Annotated in this window: 19 protein-coding genes; 5 read left to right on the plus strand and 14 right to left on the minus strand. The window is 50.7% G+C overall.

Going from position 1 to position 25,636, the window contains the following annotated elements; all coding sequences use genetic code 11:
* Positions 1 to 242: 242 nt before the first annotated feature.
* Positions 243 to 974 (plus strand): alpha/beta hydrolase, encoded by a 732-nt coding sequence (locus ACN0YR_RS12165; protein ID WP_417849498.1) that lies wholly within the window; start codon positions 243 to 245, stop codon positions 972 to 974.
* 34 nt (positions 975 to 1,008) lie between these two features.
* Here the strand turns inward: ACN0YR_RS12165 and ACN0YR_RS12170 are convergent, their stop codons facing one another.
* Both ACN0YR_RS12170 and ACN0YR_RS12175 read right to left on the minus strand, forming a co-directional pair.
* Positions 1,009 to 1,974 carry a glycosyltransferase family 4 protein gene (locus ACN0YR_RS12170; RefSeq protein WP_417849499.1) on the minus strand — a complete coding sequence of 322 codons (966 nt, stop codon included), beginning with the start codon at positions 1,972 to 1,974 and terminating at the stop codon, positions 1,009 to 1,011.
* Positions 1,975 to 2,030: 56 nt separating this feature from the next.
* Positions 2,031 to 2,732: a glycosyltransferase family 2 protein gene (locus tag ACN0YR_RS12175; RefSeq protein WP_417849500.1), complete on the minus strand. Its 702-nt coding sequence runs from the start codon at positions 2,730 to 2,732 to the stop codon at positions 2,031 to 2,033.
* 433 nt (positions 2,733 to 3,165) lie between these two features.
* Here ACN0YR_RS12175 and ACN0YR_RS12180 point away from each other — a divergent pair, with 433 nt between their 5' ends.
* The gene (locus ACN0YR_RS12180; protein ID WP_417849501.1) at positions 3,166 to 3,939 is read left to right on the plus strand and encodes a VIT1/CCC1 transporter family protein; all 774 of its coding nucleotides are present in this window, start codon (positions 3,166 to 3,168) and stop codon (positions 3,937 to 3,939) included.
* A gap of 98 nt (positions 3,940 to 4,037) precedes the next feature.
* Here the strand turns inward: ACN0YR_RS12180 and ACN0YR_RS12185 are convergent, their stop codons facing one another.
* The 3 genes from ACN0YR_RS12185 to ACN0YR_RS12195 all read right to left on the minus strand — a co-directional run bounded on the left by ACN0YR_RS12185 (position 4,038) and on the right by ACN0YR_RS12195 (position 7,657).
* The gene (locus tag ACN0YR_RS12185; protein ID WP_417849502.1) at positions 4,038 to 4,991 is read right to left on the minus strand and encodes a PQQ-binding-like beta-propeller repeat protein; all 954 of its coding nucleotides are present in this window, start codon (positions 4,989 to 4,991) and stop codon (positions 4,038 to 4,040) included.
* Positions 4,992 to 5,125: 134 nt separating this feature from the next.
* Positions 5,126 to 6,658: a prenyltransferase/squalene oxidase repeat-containing protein gene (locus ACN0YR_RS12190; RefSeq protein WP_417849503.1), complete on the minus strand. Its 1,533-nt coding sequence runs from the start codon at positions 6,656 to 6,658 to the stop codon at positions 5,126 to 5,128.
* 414 nt (positions 6,659 to 7,072) lie between these two features.
* Entirely contained in the window at positions 7,073 to 7,657 is a 585-nt protein-coding gene (locus tag ACN0YR_RS12195) for a hypothetical protein (protein WP_417849504.1), read from the minus strand.
* Between the two features lie 275 nt (positions 7,658 to 7,932).
* Between ACN0YR_RS12195 and ACN0YR_RS12200 the strand changes: the two genes are divergently transcribed.
* Entirely contained in the window at positions 7,933 to 9,054 is a 1,122-nt protein-coding gene (locus ACN0YR_RS12200; RefSeq protein WP_417849505.1) for a prenyltransferase/squalene oxidase repeat-containing protein, read from the plus strand.
* A gap of 125 nt (positions 9,055 to 9,179) precedes the next feature.
* Here ACN0YR_RS12200 and ACN0YR_RS12205 read toward each other — a convergent pair whose 3' ends face one another.
* A complete protein-coding gene (locus ACN0YR_RS12205; RefSeq protein WP_417849506.1) occupies positions 9,180 to 10,310 on the minus strand; it encodes a hypothetical protein in 1,131 nt (376 codons plus the stop codon).
* 481 nt (positions 10,311 to 10,791) lie between these two features.
* Between ACN0YR_RS12205 and glgB the strand changes: the two genes are divergently transcribed.
* Both glgB and ACN0YR_RS12215 read left to right on the plus strand, forming a co-directional pair.
* Entirely contained in the window at positions 10,792 to 12,750 is a 1,959-nt protein-coding gene (gene glgB, locus ACN0YR_RS12210) for a 1,4-alpha-glucan branching protein GlgB (RefSeq protein WP_417849560.1), read from the plus strand.
* A gap of 90 nt (positions 12,751 to 12,840) precedes the next feature.
* On the plus strand, positions 12,841 to 14,247 hold the full coding sequence (locus tag ACN0YR_RS12215; RefSeq protein WP_417849507.1) for a GntP family permease: 1,407 nt from the start codon (positions 12,841 to 12,843) through the stop codon (positions 14,245 to 14,247).
* A 162-nt stretch (positions 14,248 to 14,409) separates the two neighbouring features.
* Here the strand turns inward: ACN0YR_RS12215 and ACN0YR_RS12220 are convergent, their stop codons facing one another.
* The 8 genes from ACN0YR_RS12220 to ACN0YR_RS12255 form a co-directional block, all read right to left on the minus strand.
* On the minus strand, positions 14,410 to 16,320 hold the full coding sequence (locus tag ACN0YR_RS12220) for an exo-alpha-sialidase (RefSeq protein ID WP_417849508.1): 1,911 nt from the start codon (positions 16,318 to 16,320) through the stop codon (positions 14,410 to 14,412).
* A 225-nt stretch (positions 16,321 to 16,545) separates the two neighbouring features.
* Positions 16,546 to 17,340 (minus strand): SDR family oxidoreductase, encoded by a 795-nt coding sequence (locus tag ACN0YR_RS12225; RefSeq protein WP_417849509.1) that lies wholly within the window; start codon positions 17,338 to 17,340, stop codon positions 16,546 to 16,548.
* The gene (locus ACN0YR_RS12230) at positions 17,337 to 18,323 is read right to left on the minus strand and encodes a Gfo/Idh/MocA family protein (RefSeq protein WP_417849510.1); all 987 of its coding nucleotides are present in this window, start codon (positions 18,321 to 18,323) and stop codon (positions 17,337 to 17,339) included. The genes ACN0YR_RS12225 and ACN0YR_RS12230 overlap by 4 nt, the downstream gene beginning before the upstream one ends.
* Positions 18,324 to 18,392: 69 nt before the next feature.
* Positions 18,393 to 20,594: a DNA helicase RecQ gene (gene recQ, locus ACN0YR_RS12235; protein ID WP_417849511.1), complete on the minus strand. Its 2,202-nt coding sequence runs from the start codon at positions 20,592 to 20,594 to the stop codon at positions 18,393 to 18,395.
* Between the two features lie 84 nt (positions 20,595 to 20,678).
* Entirely contained in the window at positions 20,679 to 21,698 is a 1,020-nt protein-coding gene (locus ACN0YR_RS12240) for an SIS domain-containing protein (protein WP_417849512.1), read from the minus strand.
* A 233-nt stretch (positions 21,699 to 21,931) separates the two neighbouring features.
* Positions 21,932 to 23,125: a diphosphate--fructose-6-phosphate 1-phosphotransferase gene (locus tag ACN0YR_RS12245; RefSeq protein WP_417849513.1), complete on the minus strand. Its 1,194-nt coding sequence runs from the start codon at positions 23,123 to 23,125 to the stop codon at positions 21,932 to 21,934.
* Positions 23,126 to 23,359: 234 nt separating this feature from the next.
* Positions 23,360 to 24,109 carry a glutamine amidotransferase gene (locus ACN0YR_RS12250; RefSeq protein ID WP_417849514.1) on the minus strand — a complete coding sequence of 250 codons (750 nt, stop codon included), beginning with the start codon at positions 24,107 to 24,109 and terminating at the stop codon, positions 23,360 to 23,362.
* Positions 24,110 to 24,258: 149 nt separating this feature from the next.
* A complete protein-coding gene (locus ACN0YR_RS12255; RefSeq protein ID WP_417849515.1) occupies positions 24,259 to 25,629 on the minus strand; it encodes a Gfo/Idh/MocA family protein in 1,371 nt (456 codons plus the stop codon).
* Between the last annotated feature and the right edge of the window lie 7 nt (positions 25,630 to 25,636).

Genomic DNA, 25,636 nt, shown 5'->3' on the forward strand with positions numbered 1-25,636 from the left:
CGATCAGTGGGTCGTATTTCGCTCAGTATCTCGCGAGCATGGAGACATGTAAAGCAACTCTTTGCGAATTCAAAATCACAAAGATTGATCAAAGAATTCAATTGTTTCGCAGACCACGCCCCCTAAGTTTTTCGTGATTACTGAAAACTTAGGGATCGTAGTCTGGAAACATCTCAGAAATTGCTAGACTCCACTTTGTGATTTTCTCGCGATTTTTTGTCCAAACAAAAAACAGGTCTGTGATGGCGGCGTTGGAGCGACGGACGATTGGTGAACTGAATTGCCACGTGATTACAGCAGAGCATCCTGAGTGTCTGGTTGTCCTGTGTCATGGATTTGGAGCGGCCGGGAATGACTTGGTCCAGATCGGTGCTTATCTGCTGGAGTCGAATCCGGAGTTTGTTGATCGCGTGACAATTGCCTTTCCGGAAGCTCCGTTGTCCCTTGCTGAGTTGGGAATGCCAGACGGACGAGCATGGTGGCCGCTGGATATGATGCGGTTAAATCGAGTCGTTGAGTCGGGAAATTTTCGCGATTTGAGAGCCGAGTCGCCTGAGTTACTTCCGAGTTCGCGAGACAAGGTGGGCCAGGTCATCACCGAACTTCAATCAGAGTTGAAGCTCGATATGTCTCAGACGATCGTCGGTGGGTTCTCACAAGGTTCGATGCTGGTCACAGATCTCACCCTGCATGCGGATCCGAAACCTGCAGGGCTGGTCGTCTGGTCGGGAACGTTACTCAATGAAGCTGTCTGGCGCCCCTTGGCTGCCAGCCTGAGTGGACTCCCGATCGTTCAAAGTCACGGAACGACCGATGAAATTTTGCCGTTCGAGGCAGCGGAGTCGTTAAAAGAAATGTTCAAAGAAGCGGGAGCCCAGACCCGCTTCTTGAAGTTTTCCGGAGGGCACACTATCCCCCCAGAAGCAATTCAAGCGACCTCCGAACTGATTCAGCCACTCCTCAAACAGGTTTAAGAGTTACGGAACGCGCACCAATTCGAAAAATATTCTAAAGGTGAGGGCGGTCATCGAGCTTGAGTAGCAATCTGCGGAAATTCCCGTAGAACGTTTCCAAGGAAAATTTCTCAGCAGCAGACTCTTTGGCATTTTGAGAAATTTGCAGCCGAGTCCCCGGATCTTGGATCGTCTGCAGCGAGGACGCGAAATTGTTGAGATCTTTACACAGAAAACCTGAGTGCGCCTGATCGATCTGTTCAAGGAATCCTCCTTTCTCGTCAACAATCGGAACGCACGCTGCCCGCATTGCTTCTGCGGCCGTTCGACCGAATGATTCCGTCAATGTCGGATGATGATAAAGCATTGCGTGCCACTTCCAGAAAAGTTCTCTTGCGTTGCTGGAAGCTGCATGAAAGGTCGCTCGTCCGCAACAGGCTTGTCTGAGGGCACTTTGGATTTGATGCGGCGCGCCGACGAATTCCCATCTCACCGTAGGAAATTGATGCGAGAGAACTTGGTAAAACTCGATGAGCTCTGCAGGCCACTTTCGCAAGGTAGGTGTGCAAATTCGACCAACAGTCAACTCGTCGTCCAGAGATCGTGCCGGTATGAAACCGGTCTGAGGAGGAATTGGGATCGGTTGGTAAAGAACGCGTGGAGTTCTCGGGATCTGTTGAGACAACCAGCCGGAACAGGCGACATGAAAAGTGCTTGGTGCCCGAGTTCCACTGGAGTGCTGGTACTGTAATGACGGAATTTGAGATCGAATTGAGACGCGATTCGGTGCGGTGTTATGCAGGATGACAAAGTCGGGAGAGTGCCTTTTAAGAATCGCTTCTGTCAGTTTCGGTTCGACGCCGAGTTCGCAATGTGCAAAGGCAGCGACCGTTTCCTCGGTCGGTTCTGAAAGAAATAAGACGACATGCTCATGCCCGGCCAATGCATGTGTGATCGTCCAGGCACATGCTGCTGTTCCTCCGCAAATATTTCCGACATTACAAACTTGCAAGAATTTCACTTTGGACAATCCTGTTGTTCGGCACAGTTTTCGACCACGAAAAACGTCGATGAGTTTTAATCAGCTTTGGGAAACCATTGTTGAAGATAGGTTTTTCGATCTCGTCGCCATTGCCCGCTTCTCGCCGGTTGGCTTCTCGTCGTCCGATGCCCCAGATGCTCAACGGGTAGATCCGGGACTTCCTGAACCCCTCGCTGTACCTGTTGTGATGTTCGCTCGCGATTATCGAAGGATTGAAGAATTCTGAGCTGAAGATCTGTGTCAGAAAAATAGAGCCGATAACGTTCATCGAATTGTCCGAGTCGATAAAAGTTCGACTTCGAAAGTGCCAGGCACCATCCTTCGAGAAGTTCCTTCCTCGGAGAAGTTGAGACAAGATGGTGTGGAAATCTTGATTCCACACGTAACTTCGGCCCAGCGATCAGACATTCAGATTTGCGGATCGGAGCTGTCAAACGCTCACACCAGTCTCCGTTTGTCTCGACGTCGTTGTTCAAAAAGATCAGGAACTTCCCATTTGCGAGTTCGGCTCCACGGTTCCAGGAGTAGGTGATTCCGCGATTTACCGAATTCCGGACAATTTCAGTATTTGGAAACTGGCGTTGTTGAATCAAACGTAAAGCGGACTTCGAACTCCCGTCATCGACGACAATAACCTGCATTGGAGCTGGATGATGCTTGAGCAGCGACTCGACGCAGCGAATGGTCAAATCGGCCTTTTCAAATTGAGGGACAATGATCGAAATTTCTGGCGTCACTCGTCTGCCTCCCCATCTATAGCATTCTTCGAGTTAGAGCATTTCCAATGCTTCTCCTGTCCGCGAAGTACGATTTTACAAGTCCATACGCTGATGCCACGAGACAGTATTGTTAAGACGAGTTTTAGATTTGCTCTTGTATTTGCCTCGTGGCGAACACCAAATTGAAGACTGTTTTCACTCAGGTTCACGGGTGTATCTCTCTGAAGATGGCACAGAAGGTTGCGCAATTAGTTGGCCGGACAGGCACAGCGAGAGCCTGATGAAAGCGCAGCATGACAAGAACAGCAGTGAGAAATCTTTACTCAGCTTCACTGCCGCAGATGTTTCGACCGGTCGTTGAACATCGTACTATCTGAGTATCAAGCTGATGGGAGAGTGCTCCCATCAGCTTCTCGATCATATTGAACCTTCATTGATTCAAAGAGTAGCAATGACTGATTCGGAATCTTCTCAGACGAATGTTGCAAGAACTTTGGAGCATTCGCATTCCCCTCACAGTATTGCGAAACGGCTCTCGCAGCAGCATCAACCCTCGTACTTAAAAGATTTCGTTTACGGTGCCATTGACGGAGCAGTAACAACTTTTGCTGTTGTTTCTGGAGTCGCAGGGGCGGGGCTTTCGCCGAATGTGGTCTTGATTCTGGGAGTTGCGAATCTGGTGGGCGATGGCTTCAGCATGGCAGCTGGAAATTTTATGGGTACCCGTGCTGAGCAGGAACAACTGGCGATGTTACGGTTGATGGAGGAGCAACACATCGAGGTGAATCCTGAAGGAGAGCGAGAAGAAATTCGACAGATTTTCCAGTCCAAAGGCTTTGATGGAGAGTTGCTTGAGCAAGTCGTCGACGTCATCACCGCCGATGAACATCAATGGGTTGAAATCATGCTTCAGGAAGAGCACGGGATGTCCTTGGTGCGCATCTCGCCCTTCAAAGCAGCTGCGACGACATTCTTTGCGTTTTTCGGTGTCGGACTGATCCCGCTGTTGCCGTTTCTCGGAGTGCTGATCGGCGTTGACTTCAGTTCGCATCCATATCTGATCAGTACACTCCTCACAGCTGTCGCCTTCTTTATGGTCGGAGCAGCGAAGTCACAATTTGTGGGTCGTCACTGGTTGTATTCCGGGATGGAAACTCTTCTGGTGGGAGGGCTTGCAGCTGGCTTAGCATTTCTCTGTGGAAACCTGTTGAGTGGATTCGCATAGAGCATCTTTCGAATTGGTTTGCAGGTTCTGCCTCGTGGCGAACAGCAATATTACTTGAGAAATGCTTTCTTCACGGGCACACGGTCGAGCAAGCTGCTTTAGCGAAGTACTTCACCCTGGACTCCGACGGTGGCGGAGGCTGCTGTGGAATTACCGAGGTTTTTGAAATCTTTAAATGTCCAGACGACTTCTTTGTCTTTGGTGATTTCAATGAGCTGAGGATTATCGGGGCCGGCGTGGCAGTTGCCGATGATGAGATTTCCGTTCGGAAGAACTTCGAGCGAGGTGACCCACGCGAGAGTGATTCCTTCCAGATCGTTTTGATGAACTGACCAGACGACCTCTTTGTTCGGTGTCACTTCGATGACGCTGTGACCATTTCCGGTCGCGATCAATGTGTTTCCGTTTTTCAGGCGAAGAGAGTTGAAGGTTTGATTCCCGTACGCTTCGGGGCCGTGTCCGGTGGCGCGTTCTTTACCGAAGAGTGGAACCTCGTATTCCCACACGATTTTTCCATCGCGGTTGTATTCGGTGACTCGTCCTTCTGCCTCGTGGCAAACAAGATAGTTCCCAGATTCCAATTTGTGAGCCATGCGGACATCGCTGTGAGCGTTTGGTTTGGTGACTTGAAAGGGAAATTCGTGGATGATTTTTCCTTTGGGGCTCACTTCGATGATTCTCCCGACGCCATTCTCGACGATCATAGTGTTGCCGTTTTCGAGCCTCTGAAACGCGTGGACTTCCAGCTTTTTGCCCTCGTTTCCGTGGCTGTTCGCGGAATCGTATTGCCAGACAATTTTGCCTTGGGGATTGATTTCAACCAGCTTTCCCCAGCCCTGTTGGGTTAAGAGATTTCCGTTTTCGAGTTGCTGGATTTTGTGCACAGATCGCACTTTGTCAGTGGTCCATTCCACTTCCCCGTTCTCATCGAAACGGACAATTTTCCCTTTGTCGGCAGCGATCACTTTGTGTCGAGGTGATGAAACCTCGGCTGCGGAGAGAGTCAGTTGAGTTCCAGCAAAGAACAGTAGAACAAGGGAGCATTGCCGCATCATCGTCTCCGAAATCGCATTTGGTCAGCGTGGATAAATCGTGATCGATACTTTAGTCGTTGCGAGAGTTGGAATCCATTCGCAGTGATCAATTTGGCCAGTGAGATGCATCGACCGCGAAGGAATCGACTCGGTTATTCGTAGAGCGGAGCGTGTCGATACGGGGTCTCCAGAATGAGGACACACATCACAGTCAGATACAAACGCCCTGCTTCGCGGCTTCGTTCGTGCGGAGCGCCGAGCGGTCGCAGGGGATGCCAGCTCCCTTTGTCTTTACCGCCAGAAGTTTGCCCCTTCACGATGAGAGGAAGGACATGTTGAAACCACTGATCCCAATTTTTATCGCCCAGGTTGTGCAGCGTTTGTGCGGTGTAATACCAGGCGTATACGTTCCTGCGATTTGGTTTCCACTCGGGGGTGTTTTGCTGATTGTTCAGGAACTGGGCTCCGACCTGCATGGGCAGATGGTCCTTTGGCCAGCCGAGCCACTGGCGGCAGAGGAGTCCTTCTGCGGTCATCGAAAGACGTTGCGGGCCGTTGACAGGAAAGTCTGGCCGATATTTATAAAAGGCCGGAGTCGATGGGCGTTCTTGAACCGAATCAAGAAAGCGTTCTGCCAGCGCGAATGTGTTCAGGTCGACGTTGATGTTCGCCATCCTTGCAGAATGAAGTGCCATCAAAGCCCAACCGGTCACCGAAAGGTCTCCGATTCCGTCGTCATTGAGGGGGCGATACTTCCAGCCGCCAAGCAACTGATTTTGAGAGTCAATCAAAAACTGAACCCCTTTCTCAGCCGGTCCTCGCAGCGACTCATCCTCCGTGAGAGCCAGCGCCTCGCAATACGCAATCGTTGCTTGAGCGTGTGAGTAAAAATGAGCTTCTCGCCCCTGTTCTTCGATGTCAAAAAAATCTCCATTCGCTCTTTGGGTCTGCCTGAGCCATTCCAACCCTTTGCGAACTTCGACCTGATAGTCTCCGTCAATGTGTGTCTGTCCATCTCCGAGCAGGGCAAGCAATGCGAGTGCCGTCGCGCCGGTGTCGGTCTCGATTGTTCCGGCATCGGCATAGTCTCCATTCAAACGCCAGCGACCATCACTTTCCTGCTGTTTCACAATCCAGCGCAGTCCATCCTGAATCGCTTCGCGGCCTGTTCCTTTCTTCGCTCCTTGCCCGGTCCCGTCAGCTTCACCCCGCTTTTGCTTCCGTAGCCGCAAAGAATTCGAAACATCAACCAGATTGAGAGAAGGCTTGCCCTGCTGATTCTTCGGAGTTGTCGGAGCTTCAGCCGGTGTTTGCACAGTAGCCTGCGACGCTTCCCTGTTTTTGTTCATGGAGATCGAAGGAATGACAATCGGCTGCACGATCTCAGGGGTTTCAGCAGGCTCTTGGGCATCTGATTCCACGATCGTCGACCAGCCTAATTCAAGCGGCGCAATCGTTTGCTCGGAAGTTTGGAAGACGATCCACGTCAGAATAAACAGGACAACAACGTGGAACGCTAAGCTGACTCCCAGACCGGGTACGCTTTGCTTCAATCCTCCCAGAGCACGTTGCCAGTCCGCTTTTTCGAACGAACGAATTTGCGCAAGCGCTTTCGAACGGCGTCGTTTGCGACGACGCTTTCTGGATTTTGGCTGAGGTTGTTCGGATGGAGAGGGTTGAGACATGGCAGGAATCAAAATTGATCGAGGCAATACCTCTGACTCAATAGAGCAGAACCATTTGAAAAGAAACTGTGAATGGACTCTGCACAACGGGCATATCCATCCGATTATCTTGGCAGATTCGTCCAGCACTGACGAGGAAGAGGCTCCGAGTATTTGCTAAGAGGTCCAGAAAGGCGAAAGCGCACAGTGAATTTCTGTTTACAATTCGCTCTAGAGCAGTTTGCTCTACCGTGTGCCCGTGAAGAACGCATTTTTCTAGTTAAAATGCTGTTCGCCACGAGGCAGAACCTGCAAACCAATTCGAAAGATGCTCTAAGATTGGTCGTCGCGCTTTGCCTCGTGGGGAGCAGTGTATGAAGTTGGGAGTGTGAATTTCGCGAGCACGTAAAGCAATGAAAATGCTTGGACCGGAGCTTATTGAGAATAGACCGAGTGAAGTTTTGCGATGATTGCTTGTTCGAGGAGTGGATCGCGGCCAGCCGGGATCCATCTTGAAGGCGACGATTGTCCCACGACAGGATTGAGATCTCGATTGAGGGGTTTGCTCTCTTCAAAGGTCGCTGCTCCTGGGGAATTGGCGGCAATTCCGGGAAGGTCTTCTTTCTCTTTATACGCCGCGACTGTCACGAGATACCCACCACCTTGCTCGTTCTGCTGCATGCTGATTTGGACCGTTCGGCGGACGGACTGAAGCGTTCCTTCCAGTCGACTCGAATAGCCGACAGCATCCTTGTGCCACGGTTCGAAAAGACTTGCTCCGACTTTGGGAGATGTCTGCACGACCTTTGCTAATCGGTTTTCACGTTCAATCTCAAAGTTGAAATCATGTAACACGTCGATCGCCCGCTCCCAGACCAACTCTTCGTTGTTTGTCGCAACAAAGAGTGGATTGCCTGTGATTGGTGCAGCTCCCGGCGCAGATGCAAAACCTCCTCCTGGCGGAAGCGCACAACCGCTCAGGACGATGAGCATCAGCAATGAAAGGGATTTCAGAATCACTAGACTTCAGGATGAAGAGGTCTGGACAGGAAGGGTGAGTGGATCGGGAGTTTCCAGCATTTTCCGTTTTGCTGCAAGACCTTTCTACTGAAGCACTTCTGTCGAACTTTTTGAGTCTGGCGAGTCGACATAAGTTCTTTCGAGGCTGTAAGTTCGCACATCTGGCTGGGCTTGAAAATGGAAATTTTGACATCAGGAAGTTAAGATGAGATCCCTGCGGGGGAAGTGTTCCCTCGCAGGATTTGAAAAATTATCTAGATCTGAGGTTGTGAGAGATGCCGCTTCAACACAAAAAGACGTTTTCTGTCGTGCTGGCGACTGGTCTCTTGTTGAGCTTCGTGGGAAGCCTTCAAGCAGTCGGTCCAGATGAGGCGAAACTGAAAAACTCCCGTCAGCAGGGCATCAAATTCCTTTCGGTGACTCAGTCAGATGACGGCAGCTGGACTTCGCCCCATGCTCCGGGGATCACTGCGCTCGTTGCACATTCCTTATTGCAAAGTGGCGTGAGCCAGGATGACGAAGTTGTTCAAGCAGCTTTTACTCATTTGAAAAGTCACCTCAAAGCAGATGGCGGAATCTATGACGTCGATTCCAGTCATCGAAATTACGAAACATCGATCGCGCTGATGGCCTTTCAGGCTGCCAATGCCGATGGTCGTCACAACGAGCTGATTCAGAACGCTGTCAAATTTCTCAAGAAAGTTCAGTGGGACGAAGAAGAAACTGGGAGCAAAGCGGACCCCGCGTTCGGTGGTTCAGGCTACGGAAAGCATCAGCGTCCCGACCTTTCCAATACAACATTCTTTGTTGAAGCCTTAAAAACTGCAGGCGTCTCTTCAAATGACCCTGCGATGCAGAATGCTCTGATATTTATTTCTCGCTGTCAGAACTTGGAGAGTGAGCACAACACCACTGAGTTTGCATCGAAGGTCAATGACGGGGGCTTTTATTACACAATCGCAGCTGGTGGCTCTTCACAAGCTGGCACAACTCCGAATGGTGGACTTCGTTCGTATGCGAGCATGACATACGCAGGACTCAAGAGCATGATTTATGCTGGAGTTAAAGAAGACGATCAGCGAGTGAAGGCGGCTCGAAACTGGATCAAGCAGTTTTATACACTTGATGAAAACCCGGGTATGGGCCAGCAAGGACTGTTTTACTACTACCACACATTCGCCAAAACGCTGGCTGTCTTAAAGGTTGATGAGTTTGAAGAGGCGGACGGCACGAAGCACGATTGGCGTCAAGAACTTGCGAACCATTTATTTCAGGTTCAGAAAAAGAATGGAAGCTGGGTGAATCCCACAGATCGCTGGTTCGAAGGCGACCCGAATTTAGTGACAGCGTATGCTCTTCTGGCTCTCAGCTACTGCGACCCGCCGGCTTCGAATTGAATTCGAATGAGATTCGGCCAGCCCGGTTCAATCTCAAATTGATTGCGTCTCGATGAGGCGTTCCATGAAAAAAGGCATCAGTAAGAATTTACTGATGCCTTTTGAACATTCATGAACTTCGGAATTTACTTTTGTGCAACTAGCTCAGGAGCAACAGGTGCGATTTGTGTAGGATCTGCACTCCGTGTGGTTGCTTTCCAGGTTGCCACTCGGACAGCTGATGGAGTGGCTGTCGGTTGTGTTGCGACAGGTTTTTGAGTCGGTTGTTCAACTTCCTGATAAGCAGGTGCTGGCTCAAACTGATCTCGATAGACAGGTGACTGAAGTGGAATCGTTTGCTTTTCTCCGAAGGATTGAAGCTTGGTATTTCCCTTTGTTCCACCTGCTGATTGAGTGTTGTCGTCTCCTCCTGCAGTCGTCGCAGGTGTTGGCTCTGCGGCAGTTGCAGTGCCGTTGAAGTTGGAATCGTAAACGACTTTTGTGCGGTTACCCATGAAGACGGTTTGCTTCTTCATGCGTGTTTCGTAAGCCGTCACTTGCTCATCAACATAGACAGTTCGTTGGACTGGAACCTTCTGGACTGTTGTCACAGGAACCTGTCGAGAAACGTTGTAGCTGACTTGTCGAGTGGTCGGAATCTGCACAGTCCGTTGGACTGGAACATTGTAAGCGACAACATTCGGGACGAACTGTCGTCGAGCGACAACATTCGGAGTGATCGAGTTACGGAAGGCATATCCGAGGCGATTAAATTCACCCACTAATCCAGGTCGTCCATCGTAAGCACATGGTGACATTTTCGGAACAGGCTGGTAGGCCGTTTGCCAGTAGCTGTCGTTACGAGTCACCTGTCGGCATTCGTTGACTGTCTGAGTGATGTAGGATGGAACATTGACCGTCTTCACTTCATTGACGGTTTGATAAGTCGTCACTTCACGGTCTTGCATTTCCGTGATCACCTTGGCGACCTTAACTGTTTTCTGAACCGGGACCATCTCTGGGACTTCGACAGTCTGGTAAACGGGCTCCTGTACTGTTTTCAGACAGGGGCATGGATTTACGGAAGCTGTCTGATACGCCGGGGCGTAGGCAACAGGTCCGCAATTGAATGTTGGAGCAATGCTCGCCACAGGAGCGGTTCCACAAGGACCACAAGGAGCAGAGCCAAAAAACTGTGCATTCACTGGTGAGGAAAGGCCACACGCTGTTGCCAGCAAGGCAAATCCGGTGATGGCACGGTTACGAATTCCGGGCATCTGAATGTTCCTGATCTTGAAAAGGTTGAGGGAGGATTTTCCGAAAGGAGCTTGAATCGGAACCGAGAAGAGATGTTGTTTCAGTTCCGCCTCGTGGGGGAGCAGCGTTTTATGGGAATATAAAAAATGGGTCAAGATGAACGGACATTTCTGCCGAAAGGAATTGACTGATTGCAATTGTTACACACTCATCTCCTGAAAGACGATTTGTCTCAAGTCTTGTACTGGAAGCATCCGGTTCGGAAACATCCTTGCTCAGAAGAGCGTAACTTCAGAAGCAGCAGGAAATTGCAACGTTTTCACTGGGATGGTACACTACGCTAACTCGCAGAATTTGTGTGACAACAGTGCCGTAACTCGGTGGGGCTGTGGTTAGAACCAGTCCGAAGACCTCTGGAATAGCCGCTTGTCTCAACGTTTGAGTGAGCAATATCAGGTTTCAGGACCAGTTCTAAAAACTCTCGAAGTCTGGACTCACTTCATGACAAAAACCTCGATCACTCCGAGTTCATCTCCAACTCTTCATAAACGAAACATCATTGCAGAAAGGCACGGAATGTATTGCACCGCCTATGAGTGGTTTGGAGCACATGTGGTTGTTGATGGTGAGACCGTCGGGACACGCTTCGCAGTTTGGGCCCCCAACGCTCAGGAAGTTTGCGTCATTTGCGACCGCAATGGCTGGAAACATGGCGGGTTCTACCTCAACTCAAGCGACGAAGGAGTCTGGACCGGCATCATCCCAGCGATGGGAGCGGGTGAAGCATATAAATATAGCATCCGGCAAAAGGATGGTCAGATCGTTGAGAAAGCAGATCCATACGCTTTCTATTCCGAAGTCTCACCGAAAACAGCGTCGGTGGTTTATGATCTGGATGGCTATCAATGGTCCGATCAGAAATGGATCGAGAACAAAAGCGAAATTAACTGGTTCGAAAAGCCAGTCAATATCTATGAAGTTCAACTTGGTTCCTGGATGCGACCGAAGGATGGACGAAAATACTACAGCTACGCGGAGCTCTCCGAGAAGCTCATTAAATACGTCGTTGAGATGGGTTTTACACATCTCCAATTGATGCCAATCACGGAATACCCCTTTGATGGCTCTTGGGGATATCAGACGACCGGCTACTTCGCACCGACCAGTCGGTACGGAACCCCACTCGATTTTATGGCCTTCGTCAATCGTTGTCACCAGGCGGGAATCGGAGTCTTGCTCGACTGGGTGCCAGGGCACTTCCCGACCGATGGTCATAGCCTTGGAAAGTTTGACGGGACAGCCCTCTACGAACACGCTGACCCGCGAAGTGGATTCCATCCTGACTGGAACACTTACATCTTTAACTACGGTCGAACGGAAGTACGCAACTTCTTGCTTTCGAGTGCCCACTTCTGGTGCGACAAATACCACATCGACGGAATTCGCGTTGATGCCGTCGCATCGATGCTCTACCTCGACTATTCACGTGAAGAAGGAGAGTGGATTCCGAATGAATTCGGTGGGCGCGAAAATCTGGAAGCGATGAACTTCCTGAAAGATCTCAATACATCGCTGCACGGATCATTTCCGGGAATCCTGACTGTCGCTGAAGAATCAACTTCCTGGCCGGGTGTCAGCAAGCCCGTCTATGATGGAGGGCTCGGATTCTCGATGAAGTGGGATATGGGCTGGATGAACGACACCCTCAGCTACATGCAAAACGATCCCATCCATCGCCAGCATCATCAAAACCAACTCTCATTCCGATCACTTTACGCCTTCAGCGAGAATTTCGTCTTACCTCTTTCTCACGATGAAGTTGTCCACGGAAAACGTTCACTCCTCTCGCAAATGCCCGGTGATCAATGGCAGCAGTTTGCGAATCTCCGCTTATTGCTGGGGTATCAGGCGACGCTCCCCGGAAAACATTTGCTGTTCATGGGTGGCGAAATTGGACAATGGACCGAATGGGACCATGATGGAGAACTTGACTGGTCGATCCTCGAGTTCGAAACGCATGCAGGCATCAAGCGATTCGTCTCCGACATCAACAAACTTCTCATTCGACACCCCGCTCTGCATCAACTTGATTGCTCCAGCGAAGGCTTCTCCTGGATTCAGGCGGACGATGCCGCAAACAGCGTTTACGCTTACTGCCGCTTCTCGAAGAATGCCGAGGAAATTCTGGTCGTGGTCTTGAACATGACGCCCATCCCACGCGAAGGTTACAGGGTCGGCGTTCCTAAGCACGGATTCTACAAAGAGATTCTCAACAGCGATGCTTCTCTCTACGGTGGAACCGATGTTGGCAATGCTGGCGGAATCGCTTCCGTTGCAAAACCAATGCATGGAATGAAGCAAAGCGTCAACCTCACACTTCCGCCGCTCGGAATACTCGTGATGCGTTTCGAAGAACTCGATTCGACGAAGACGCCAACTTCTGAGAAGACCAAAAATTGATCGGTCTCAATTTTCCACCAACATATGCTGAGTGGGAGATCGCATGTTGATCGGACTGCATGAAATCAGGAACGGCTGAGGTTGTTGGAAATGGTCAGTATTGTCGGAATTGTTCTCTCGCTATTGCTATTGATGTATCTGGCGTATCGGGATGTCAGTGTCCTTGTGCTGGCTCCGCTGTGTGCTTTGATGGCAGTCCTTTTCGATGGAAACCTGCCGCTGCTGGCAACCTACACGCAAATTTTCATGGTGAGTGTCGGGCAGTTCATTAGTGCCTTCTTCCCACTCTTTCTGCTCGGAGCGATCTTTGGCAAATTGATGGAAGACTCCGGGGCTGCCGCCAAGATCGCCGATGTGATCATTCAGCGCCTTGGCAAACAACGCACAATGATGGCTGTCGTTCTCAGTTGTGCAATTTTGACTTATGGAGGAGTCTCTCTTTTTGTTGTCGTCTTCGCAGTCTTCCCACTGGCGAGTTCGTTGTTTCAGCAGGCGAATATTCCGCGTCGCTTGATTCCCGCTGCCATCGCCTTGGGATCATTCACATTTACGATGACGGCAATGCCGGGGACACCTCAGATTCAAAATCAAATTCCCATGCAGTTCTTTCGAACAAATTCGTTCGCTGCTCCAGGGCTGGGACTGATCGGCAGTCTCATTATGTTCAGCTTAGGGATGCTGTGGTTGAACTCGCGCGTTGCCGCTGCAAAACGCAACGAAGAAGGTTTCGGGTTGAGCCCAAAATCAGAAGTAGAAGCCGAAGATGGAAATTCAAAAAAGGTCGACGAAAATTTGCCGTCGACAGCGAGTGCGTTTGCTCCGCTGATTTGTGTCATCGGGCTGAATTTCATTCTCTCTCAATATGTCATCCCGACGTGGAACGCAGACTACCTGGCTTCAGAGCAATTTGGAAAGACTGAGCTGGCTCGTGTTCTTGGAACATGGTCGACGATCCTTTCTCTCGTTTCTGCCTTGGTACTGACAATTGCGTTACATTTCCGCAGCGTCCAGAAACTCAAAGACTCACTTGCTCTGGGGGCGCAATCTTCATTGTTGCCGGTCTTCAATACGGCTTGTGAGTACGGTTATGGAAATACGATCAAATCGCTGGCGGGCTTTGCTGTCGTTCAGAAGTTCGTAACAGGAATCGCTCCGGGAAATCCTCTGATCTCTGAAGCCATCGCGGTCAATTCACTCGCTGCGATGACTGGATCTGCATCTGGCGGGTTGAGCATCGCTCTCAAGACATTAGGAGAAACCTATTACCAGCGCGGGATCGAAGCCGGCATCAATCCGGAGCTGCTGCATCGCGTCGCCTCGATGGCGTGTGGAGGGCTCGACAGCCTCCCACACAATGGAGCCGTTATCACTCTGCTGCTGATCTGCGGCGTCACGCATCGGCAAGGTTACAAAGACGTTGGAATGGTCTCGGTCCTTTGTCCTGTGGCTGCGACGGTCACCGTGATCTTTCTGGGAACCATCTTTGGGTCGTTTTGAGAACGATGTGTTGCCGGACACTTCAGGTCTCCGGCAACACAGAGCAGACTATCAAGCAGACGAGAGCATCTTTCGAATTGGTTTACAGGTTCTGCCTCGTGGCGAACAGTATTTTTATTAGAGAAATGCGTTCTTCACGGGCACACGGTAGAGCAAGCTGCTCTATTCTGAATCGTAAAACCACGAAACCGGCAACGAGCGATATTGAGAGGAGAGCTTGCCTCCTTCGCCGACCCAGTGTGACATCACTGCCCGGTTTCGAACGAAGATCAAGCTGATGTAGGAATACGTTTGATCCAGATTTGATTCCAGATTCTTCACGTGCTTCCACGTCTTTCCTTCATCGGATGAAATCGCGGCGGTCAGTGGTGTCCGTTTTCCTCCATGCCCTTCGCCATCTTTAAATGTATTATTCCAAACGAGCAGTAAGTCACCGGTCGACGGAATGCGACGAATTGTCGACGGAGCCTCCGGGGCGATGATGCCCTCAAGGTGAGATGGCTCGCTCCAGTGATTGCCGCCATCTTCAGAGAAGCTGGTTGAGATTGTTCCCAGTTGTGTGCGAATGATCATCATCACCCGGCCATCCTTGAGTTCAATCACTTCCGGCTCCATGGCTCCCCGTTTGGGGAGGTCGATCTTTCCTTCGCTTTCTTGCCAGGTTTGTCCAAAGTCATCGGAGAACCAGCAGCGACAAATGAAGTGTCCGCCTCCTTGAACATTCGGCGTTGACGCCACAGGAGCCAGCAATCGACCCGTCGAGAGCTGCACCACGCGATCATTATTCATCACGTGGTAACCTGGTGTGGTCGTTGCGAGAATGCGTTCGCCGAATGTTTTCGCTTCATCTTTGGAGAAGCGAACGTAGAGTCTCAAGTCTTCGTGGCTGTTCTTTTCGAGATAGAACAGGGCAATGGTATCGTCATGCGGAGCATTCAATCGTTTGAGAGTGACCGACATGACGTTCATGTTCCCGGTGCTTTTTTGCAGAACACGTGAGTCACTCCATGTACGACCTAGATCGCTGGATTCTTTTCCGACGATGTGAGCAGTTGCGAAATCGCTACCTCCTCCTATGAATTCGGTGGCGGCATAAAGGAGGTTGCCGTTGGCTAATCGGACGATCGAGCCTTCAGTATATCTTGGGTGTTCTTTCGTCGCTGGGTAAACCATTCGCTTGATGTCTTCTTTAACATCAGCAGGTGCTGGTTGAGTGAACATCAACAGCGATTGTGCGGAGCGGACCCGGACGTCCAACGTGTCGTCGTCAAGCAGTTCGATGAGTCGGTCGCTGATTGAGAAGTCGCGAGTTTCACCGCCGAAGGTGGCAGCGTAGATTCGAATCGCCGGGTCATCGGAGTTTAAGTTTTTCTTCAGGGCAGCTTGCCCATCTTCATCGCCCAACAGTGCCAGGGCATGCTCTGTGTAAGCCTTGGCAATCGGATCTTTTGCCATCGTCAGATTTTTTTTCAGTTGAGGAATGTCTGACTTGTCTCCAACACGAGCGATAATCCAGGCAGCGATCCGTCGAACTTCCTCGTCATCGTTGGCGAGGTGTTTCCGCAGGAACTTCATCGCATCTGGACTTCCACCACGACCAAGGGCAGCAGCTGCCATAAGCTGTGTTGTCATTTTGTCACTCTCTGCAAAAGTGCGACGCAATCCAACACCGTCTCCGAGTTCAAAGACTTTAAAGAGGCTTTCCGAGGCATGGGTGTGGCCATAGGAATCGTCTTTGTCGAGAATTTCGAACATGATCCGCGCCTGTTGCCAGTCGCCAGCACGGACGAGCTCTCGTGCCAAGCCACAACGATGCTGGTCGTCGGTTTCCGTTTTTAACTTTGGCGTGAGAGAAGCAATTACTTCATCACCCAGACCAGCGAGCGTCAGCCCTTCTGCGGCATGTATCGACGGCCAGAACTCATCGCTTTCGATCCCTTCTCGCAAAATCGTACGACACTTCTCAATCAATTCTAGAGAGAGTGTGAACTTCTCACTTTCTGCGGATGCAGGCGGGGTCATGCTTAAGAGGCTGAATGTGAATAAAGCGGTCATCAAAGTCTGGCGAATCACTCGGTGCTCTCCGTTTGAAATCTTGCGAATCGGAATCTGGCTGGTTCGATAGCAAATCCAATATTGGTCATCAGGTTCGGCCTTTGGGCGAACAATAATATTATTGGTGAAACACTTTCTACACGGGTACACGGCAGAGCAGGCTGTTCTGGTGAAACCTGCACAAGGACTCGCATTTCAAGCGATTCATTTGCTTCCAGAAGTATTGTGTTTGGTTCTAAAACTTTACCAAGCAGTCCAGCCACCGTCGATGAGCAGGTTCTGACCAGTCAGATAACTTCCAGCATCACTCACCATCAGGAGCAATGCGCCCTTCAACTCGTGAGGGTGTCCCATCCGCTGCATCGGACTTTTCTTCTTCAGTCGCTCGACCATTTCCTGCGGTGCTTTCTCTGAAGGGAACGGTCCCGGACTCAGGCAATTCACGCGGACATTGTCCTTGGCCCAGTAGACGGCCAGATGACGAGTCATGTGGATCACGCCCCCTTTGAGAGCGTGATATTGCACTGGACTCGCAGTGCAAATTTCTTCGTAAGCATCCGGGTAAGACCCGACAACACCATACATTGAACCGATCATAACGACCGATCCCGCGACATCTCTGCTGACAGTATGGTCCCGCAAACGTCGTGCAAGACAAAAATATCCACTGGCGTTTTGCAGATCTTTGCTGAACGCATCGAACGTCACATTCGCCAGATCCATCGCATGGCCCTGCTGACCATTGTTGATCAAGATGTCGACTTGCCCAGCGGCAGCAACAGCTGCATCGAAGCCTGAGTTGAGCGAATCTTCATTGAGGTGATCAAGTTGGACTCCGAAATGTTTTTGATCCCCTTTCCTCGGGAGCGCTTCCGCCGCACTTGTTGCTCGCGCGACGTCGCGACTGGCAATGACAACATTTGCACCTGCTTCCGCCAGTCCACGCGACATCGAAGACCCAAGGAATCCGGTGCCTCCAGTGATGAGTGCGACACGCCCTGTGAGGTCGAAAAGTTCCTGTATTGTTGGTTCGCTCATATCGTCACCCAATTTCCAGTCCGGACAGATTCCAAGGCGGCCAGATTGACTTTCAATGTTTGAAGTCCTTCAGAAAGAGAACAGGCTGCTGGCTGTTTGCCTTCGAGGTGATCGAGAAACTCATTGGCCTGATTGATGAAGAGGTCGTCTCGTTCCAGTTCCACCGACAGTTCAACGTCCCAGTCTTTTCCTGGTTCGCTGCATGAAATCCAACGAGCCTTATTCGCTTCAAATTTCGCAGTCCCGTTCTTGCAGATCACTGCAATCGATGTTTCGTTGGGAGCTTGATGCTGATTGAGATTGTATGAAGCGAGAACAGACTTGTGCCGGGCGATGATGTGTACAGTATCTTCGACATCAACGCCTTCCAGAACACAGTGGTCGGCATCTGCAACAAGTTTGGTGATTGGACCAACCAACCACTCCGCAGCGTTCAGCATGTGCGTCATTGCATCCTGGATCGCACCACCACCGGTTTCGTGCTTGGTGTAGTAAATCTCGCGATATGCCGGTCGATAGAATGGGAAATGTTGCCCGCCACTCATGACGAGTTGCACAGGCTTCCCGAATCGTCCCGAATCGATGGCAGCCTTCATCGATTGCAATACCGGATGAGCTCGATAGACGTATGCGATCGAAGCGGACAACTCGTTTTCTTCAACTGTCTGCAGCAACTTATCGATGCCATCCGTCGCAATGCTTAACGGTTTCTCAATGAGCAAAGAGAGTTTTTTCTCTGCCAGTTGTTGAGCCATCTTGATGTGCAAATTTGCAGGAGTGCAGATGACGGCTGCGTCAAACGGTTCTGCAAGAGCCGCTTCGAGAGAATCGAAGGTGGAAGCGACATCGTATTCTTGTTCAATCCGTTCGCGAATTTCTGGTCGAAGTTCACAGAGCGAAACTTTCGCTCGACCTGTTTTCAAAAAGCAGCGCAGGTGCCGCTCACCTATGGAACCGCCGCCGATGACGAGAATGTTTTTCATTAGGTTTGTGCTTTCTTTTTAAGCTGGTCAATTCAAGTGACCCCAGCAACCACGCGACGGGCTGAAATACTATTGCTCACGATTTCGATAACATTCTGAAACAATCTTGAGTGTGGTGTAGTCGATTTTCTCTTCAAAGTGGAGGTACAGCAACTTCAGCCGGGATGGTCGAATCTCCTCAATAGCAGTTTCGATTTGTGAGACGAGATTCCCTTCGACCCAGGGACGTGGGTCCGTCACCTTTCGCTCCCGGAGGTAATCAGTGAGGTATCCTTCGGTCGTCGAACGTGCCCGTCCCGTTTTTTCTGCGACTTCATCAATGCTCAGACCCTGCTCAAAGAACGGGAACGAAGCAGCACTCGCCGCAGATGCCGGGCGAACTTCACGTGGTGGGCTGCTCGCCAAAACTGCATCCACATCGACATCCAAGGGAAGCCCTTTCTCCTGGCAATACTGCTGAATGACCTCTAAGAATGCTTCGCTGTACTCTTCGCATTTTTTTTGCCCCACTCCTTGAACTTCAAGAAATTTCTGCTCATTGGATGGGCAACGCCGAGCCATGTCGATTAAGGCGGCATCGCCAAACACAACATACGGTGGGACGTTTTTCTCTTTCGATTTTTCTGTTCTCAACTCTCGTAGCGCTTCGAAGAGTCCGGTGTCGACACCTTCCATCGACCGGGTTTTCGAGGCTTTCGAACTTGACGATTTCTTCTCTTCCGTGGTCGGCACCGTCAGTCGGGGAGTCACTTCTCCTTTGAGGAGTCGTTTTCCAGATTCGGTAATCTTCAGGATCGAGAAACCTTCGCTCTCATCCTGAAGCAAGAAGCCTTGTCCGACCAACTGGCCGATCCAGTCCTGAATTGCCTTGAGCGGGTACTCTTGCAGCAACCCGTATGTGCTCAGTTCGGTATGGTTGTTCGCTGTGATTCTTTCATCGCTTGCACCTTTAAGGACACGCGAGGTATAGGTCATGCCATAGCGTTCTTGCTGCCGATAGACAGACGAGATCACCATCTGACTGATTTTCAGCGAGTCCTTGATGACTTCAATTTCGCCCCCGCAAACATCACAAGCGGTCTCGCAATCTTTGTCTAATTTTTGCCCGAAATGTTGCACCAGACTTCGGTGACGACAATTGATGTTATGGCAATAATCGAGCATCGTTTGCAGCGAAGCGAGTGAGACCTTTTGAACAGCAGGCGGCTGATCGGACAGGATCATTTTCCAGGTTCGAAAATCATTCCCGCCAAAGAAGAGGTGACACTCCGATTCCAACCCGTCTCGTCCGGCTCGCCCGGTCTCCTGCTGGTAGTTCTCGATGGTTTTCGGAATGCCAGTGTGGATCACAAATCGGACGTCCGGTTTGTCGATGCCCATACCGAAAGCGACTGTGGCGACGATGATTTGAATGTCATCTTTGATGAAGGCGTCCTGATTGGCGGCGCGATCGTCATCGCTCATCCCGGCATGATACGAAGCTGCCCGGTATCCGAGACCCTGTAATTGAAGCGTCACCCGTTCAACTTCTTTGCGGCTGATGCAATAGACAATTCCCGCTCCTTTGGGGTGCCGCTCAATCACGTTTTGAATCTGATTGAGTATGCTGTTCTTTTTGGCAACTCGGTAGTAAAGATTCGGCCGATCAAAATTCCCGATCAATACTTCAGGATCGTGCAATCCGAGTTGCTGAACGATATCGTCGCGGACTCGTTGCGTTGCGGTCGCTGTATAGGCGTGCAAATTCACGTTTTGAAAGCGATCTCGCAGCTGTTTCAATTCGCGATAATGTGGTCTGAAATCGTGTCCCCATTGGCTGATGCAGTGAGCTTCATCGATCGCAATGAAAGAGACATTCGCAGCGGTCAGCATGTCGAGCAGGCGACCCGTCCCGATTCGTTCAGGAGCCAGGTACAGCAGCTTCAGATCGTTCGATTGAATTTTCTCGGAGACGTTCCACTTCTCAGCATTTGAAAGAGTGCTGTTGATGTAGGCTGCCGGGATGCCGTTCGCGTTGAGTGCGTCGACCTGGTCTTTCATCAGCGAAATGAGGGGCGAAACGACAATAGCCATTCCGTCCTGGCACATCGCCGGAGCCTGGTAGCACAACGACTTTCCTCCCCCTGTGGGGAGTACGACAAGAGAGTCTCGATTTTCCAGTACCGCCGACATCGCCGGGAGTTGCAAGTCATGGAACGATTCGTAACCCCAATACTTTTTCAAGACCTCGGCAAGCTGAACTTTTTTGGTGGGTTGCTCTGTCTTGTCCATGGAACTGTGTCTTTATCAAGCAGCACGATTAGCCGGACACGTGACGTGTCCGGCTGGAGCAAATTCACTCATTCACAGATCTCTTTAACCCACGAACTCATTGCCAACTTTTCGTGCCCGTTCGGGTTTGTCGAGATCGATCCCGAGAGTGATTCCCGCTTCGACCATGACGTTCCAGCCGGCACACATTTGCACGAATGGCGAAAGGTCACCAGCATCGGAAATTTGGATTGTCGGGAACATCGTCTCGCGATCTGCGATGGCGATGACCGTCAGGCCGACACCTTTTTGGAGGATCTCGTCGAACTTTTCTTCTGAGTCCTGATATGGATCAACCCACAGAACGACGTCATTCGCGTCCATGACTTCTTCCACACCATGTGCGGCGTAAGTTCCTTCGAGGAAGTCAGATTGCTTGCGCGTAATTTCATTCGTCTTGAGAGTGAGCTCCTCGGTGACTCCATCGTTTCGACCGGCCCAGTAGATGTTTCTCGCATTGGCGATTTTGGCGGTTAATTCCGGGTCAATTTCGAGTGTGAGAGCAGCTGTCATTTTGTCGGCAAGATCATCGAGTCTTGATGCCAACGACTGCTTGCTTGCGATCTCTTCCAGTAATGCGCGGTAGAACAACGCTTGTTCGATAACGCTTTTCGTCGCTGCGACAGCTCCTTCTTTTCCGCACTTGAGGACGTATCCCTGATTGGAAATCGATTCGAGCATTGAGTTTTCAGCAGCGGTCAAGCTGTAAAGGTGTTGATGCCCCGCTTCCGCAAGCTTGTTGAACAGACCGATTACTTCAGCTGTTCGACCCGAGTTTGAGAGAGCAAAGACTGCCCAATCTGACAGGTTGTATTCTTGTGCTTGCTTGCCAGCTTCGGTGTAGAGCTCGATGTTCCAGCCGTTCTGTTTGGCTGCCCGCATCACGCTTTTTGCAGGAAAGATTCGGCTGGAACCTTCACCCGTCAAAAAGAGTTTGCCGACCCCTTTAATGGCTGCTGCTGTCTCGGACATGCGAGTCGTGTCGAATGCTCGCACGATTTCCGGAGTCGCGAGCATGTCGCGTGTGAGTCCGAACTTAGTGTATTTTTCGTCGTTTGTGTTCATGAGTCATCGATGAGGGTTGAGCGTTTATCGTTGTCGGATGAATGAAAATTTGTTTTCAAACTTCAGCCGGAATACAGTCGAATCCGGCTACGAACAAGCACTTGATGTTAGCTCTGTTCGTTTTGAAACGTGATCTATGAACCGGGGCTGACGCCCAGCGGTTGTTGTCTTGAATATTGTTCGTAAATCATTCATTTCGAAATGATTTACGAACCTGTTTCAAATTGTTCTGACTACTTGAGTCGCACGAATTCCGGGAGATCACCAATCAGTGGATTGACATAGTCGAGGAAGGCTTTGGTGACATCCATGCCGTTTTTGGCAATGAAGTTTGCAGGCATCGGGCGTTCTTCGTTGGCAACTTCGCTGAGTGGTGCAGTCCCGAATCCTGATTTGTATGGCTCGTTGCGTGTCGAGGTCCGGACAATCGTGACCATCACGCCGCTTTCACCTTGTTCTGCCAGCTTCACAGCTTGCTTTCCACAGCCGTAAGCTTCTTTGATATCGAGAGGAACAGTCCTGTCGGATGCACACATCTGGAGGGATTCAGTCACCTGGAATTCACCGCGCCAGCCGAACTCATCGCTGAGCATGCGATGCAGAATCATAGCGGCACTGGTGCCTCCCATTGCTCCGAACTCAGTGTTGCCGAACTTGTCTGTCGTCCCGGACGCGCTGACTGGAGATCCGTCAGGGTTGGTGATCCCTTCTCCGCACACAATCGAAACGAATCCATGCTTTGCGTGAGTTTTCTTGACGAGTTCTAAAAATTCTTCACGCTGAAATGGACGTTCAGGAAACAGGATGATGTGCGGAGCATCACCAGATTTTTGTCGTGCAGCCGCAGCCGCAGCAGGGAGCCAGCCAGCACTCCGGCCGACCGTCTGGAAGATGACGAACTGATCGACACGTTTCATGTCACGTGCGAGTGTTCCGGATTGAAGCAGGCTCAGGGCGACGTATCGCGCTGCTGACGGAAAGCCGGGAGTGTGATCTGTTCCGAACAGATCATTATCGACGGTCTTACAGATTCCGACGCCGGACATTTCCCAGTCGTTCGCTTTGGCATATTCGACGACGCGATGAATTGTGTCCATCGTGTCGTTGCCGCCGATCATGAAGAAGTTACGAATGTTCTTCTGCTTCAAGCGTTTGAGGATAGGAGCAAAGTGTTCATCCTGAAGTTTCAAGCGGCTCGATCCCAACGCACTACTTGGAGTTTGTTTGAGAGCCTTGATGATTTTGCTGTCCACGTTTGAGAAGTCTAAAAATTTGTTTTCCAAGACTCCCTCGATACCGAATCGCATACCGAAAATCGTATCGATCTTTTTACTTTTCAACGCTGTTTCCACAACGCCGGCAAGTGAAGCATTGATAACAGAGGTCGGTCCGCCAGATTGACCAACAAGTGCATTTCCCGTTTGCATGAATCTCTTTCGATGTGTTTCGTTGAGCTGATTGAACAATCAACTATCTTACCGCATTAAGAAATGAATGAAAGCGGTCCGTGCGAAACCATTAAAGCGAAATGATCCATCGTTTCGCTGTCTCTGTAGAGTCAGTCCGGAAACTTGTGGAATGGCCGCTTTTCTCAGTGTTTGAGCGAGCGAATTCAGGTTTCAGGGTCTGTTATTCAACGTGTGCAGAGGAGCGGGTCGTCGCTAAAATTTTCCGGCCCACTTTACCAATTGTGAGACAAACTGAGCGTACAAATTACCAACTTCGACACCTTCTGATCCGGGAGCACATGCAGCGACTCGATTGTCTCCCCAGTCAACGAGCGGACCGACCCAATGTGGAGCAAGATCGGTCATTAACGCAGCGATCCGACTTTTGGAAGTTTCAGAAACGACAAGCAACGGGTCGCTTGATTCATGTGTGAGAGAGTAGTCCGCTCCTGTCAGCTTTGACTTGAAGCGTTCTGCAGTCAGGACGACATCGGCATCTGTTTTTGCTGTCACCTTGTTGTATCCCCCTATCAACGGAGAGCGGTCTTCCCAGGGAAGATTCGCTGTGATCGGGTGCTCAGCCTGAGCTTTCAGGAAGACCGGCGAATCACAGTTTTGGCGATCATCGTTTGAGAGAATTTCAACCGGGAGAAGCTGACCGATTTTTGTTCCGTCCCAGTCTCCTCCCATCCCATGATACGACTCCCAACCACCGATCATGAGCAGGTTAGAGCCGTTCTCTACGTGTTGAACGAGTTGACTTTCCACTTCGTCGTTGAGCTGAGCTGCTGGGTAATCGCTAAGAATGTACAACTGGTACGGATCAGAAAGTTGATCGAGTTCGAGCGGTTGATCGCTGGGGAGATAGTCGAAGGACCACCCGGAATGATCAATGCAACCAGCGAGATAGCTGGCCGCTGTTGCGAGAGATGTGTCACCCAGAAATAAAATTTGTCGAGACATTTTCGTATTCGTAATTGTAATCGTAATTAATGCGAGAGAGCCGAAGGTGTTGGAATAACGTTTTTCGCTTAAGGTAAAAGAAGACGTTTCGCAGTACGCCTGAAGGGTGCTGCGAAACGTCAGTCTTCGGAATGTAATGGACTTGTCGATTAATACTCGCGAGCTTTGATGATTCCCGGCATTGGGATCGGGTACTTGCCCTGCTCATTGACTTGAACTGGGGCTGGTCCCTCGGGGGTCATCTTGTCGACGTTCGGAGCGAATTCGTGTTCGCTGTTGAGCATTTGATCGTAGGTAATGATCTGACCGGTGTGAGCAGCCATGCGTCCCATGGATGTCACCAGGCTCGCCGCCACGCCACGTTCCACTTCGTTGTATTCGCTGTCATCTCGAATTGCAGCGATCAGGTGATCCCATTCAAGTTGGTAAGGTGTGATCTCCTTATCGGGATACGCCCAGACTTGATTCTCCTTGGTCATGTTCTGATTCTTGAAGATTCGTGAACGGGCCGGGAAGTGTGATGATGTCGAAACGATGGCAGAGCCTTTCGTTCCATGCACATAGCTGGCAAATTCCTGATGGCAGCCAACCATGTTGCGGCCTTGCATGAAGAACTTCGAACCGTCGGCGAAAGTGTATTCCACGTCGTAGGTGTCGAAGTTCTGGTCGACAAAGTCGCCACGATAATGACGACCACCGAGAGCTTTCGCTTCGACAGGCCATGCGTTTTTCATCCAGCAGGTTTCGTCGATGTTGTGAATCAGGAAATCGCTGAAGGCTCCTCCGCTGGCCCACAAGAAGCCGTGGAAGTTCTTAATTTGATACATCACTTCTGGAAGTGATCCATCGTTCGGCGGAGCAAAGGCGGAACCGGTTGGTCCGACCATGCGGTAAGCACGCATGTGAATCAAGTCACCAAGTTGGCCATCCTGAATCCGCTCGAAGAGTTCTCCCCGGGCCTCGCAGTGCCGGCACATCAGCCCGACGCCAACCTTGAGGTTCTTCTCTTTTGCTTTGACGTTGAGGTCCAACATTCTTCGCGAAGAAGGGCCATCCGCAGTGACCGGTTTCTCCATGAAGACATTGAGACCTTTTTCAATCGCATATGTAAAGTGAACCCAGCGAAACGCCAGCGGGGTCGTCAAGATGACAACGTCTCCGGGGCGAAGCTTGTCCATCGCTTGCTTGTAAGCTTCGAAGCCGATGTGTCTGCTGTCTTCCGGAACTTGAATCTGTTCTCCGTGTTTGCCGGAGAGCGCGCGATGACTTGTCGAAAGGCGACCTTCGAAAACATCTGCCATCGCCACGAGTTTGATCGGGCCGTTCTGAACAGAAAGAGCATTCGAAGCAGCACCGGTTCCGCGACCACCGCAGCCAATCAACGCAACTTGGATCGTGTTGTCTTCATTAGCGTAAGCCTTGGGCATTGTCATTCCGGCAATGGCAGTGACAGCTGCAACCTGGCCGGTCGTTTTCAAGAGTTCTCGCCGTGAGAGCGAGTCTTTCTTTTGTTCGGGCATTATTTAT

Origin of the sequence: Thalassoglobus sp. (genome assembly GCF_048270125.1) — a bacterium.
GTDB lineage: Bacteria > Planctomycetota > Planctomycetia > Planctomycetales > Planctomycetaceae > Thalassoglobus.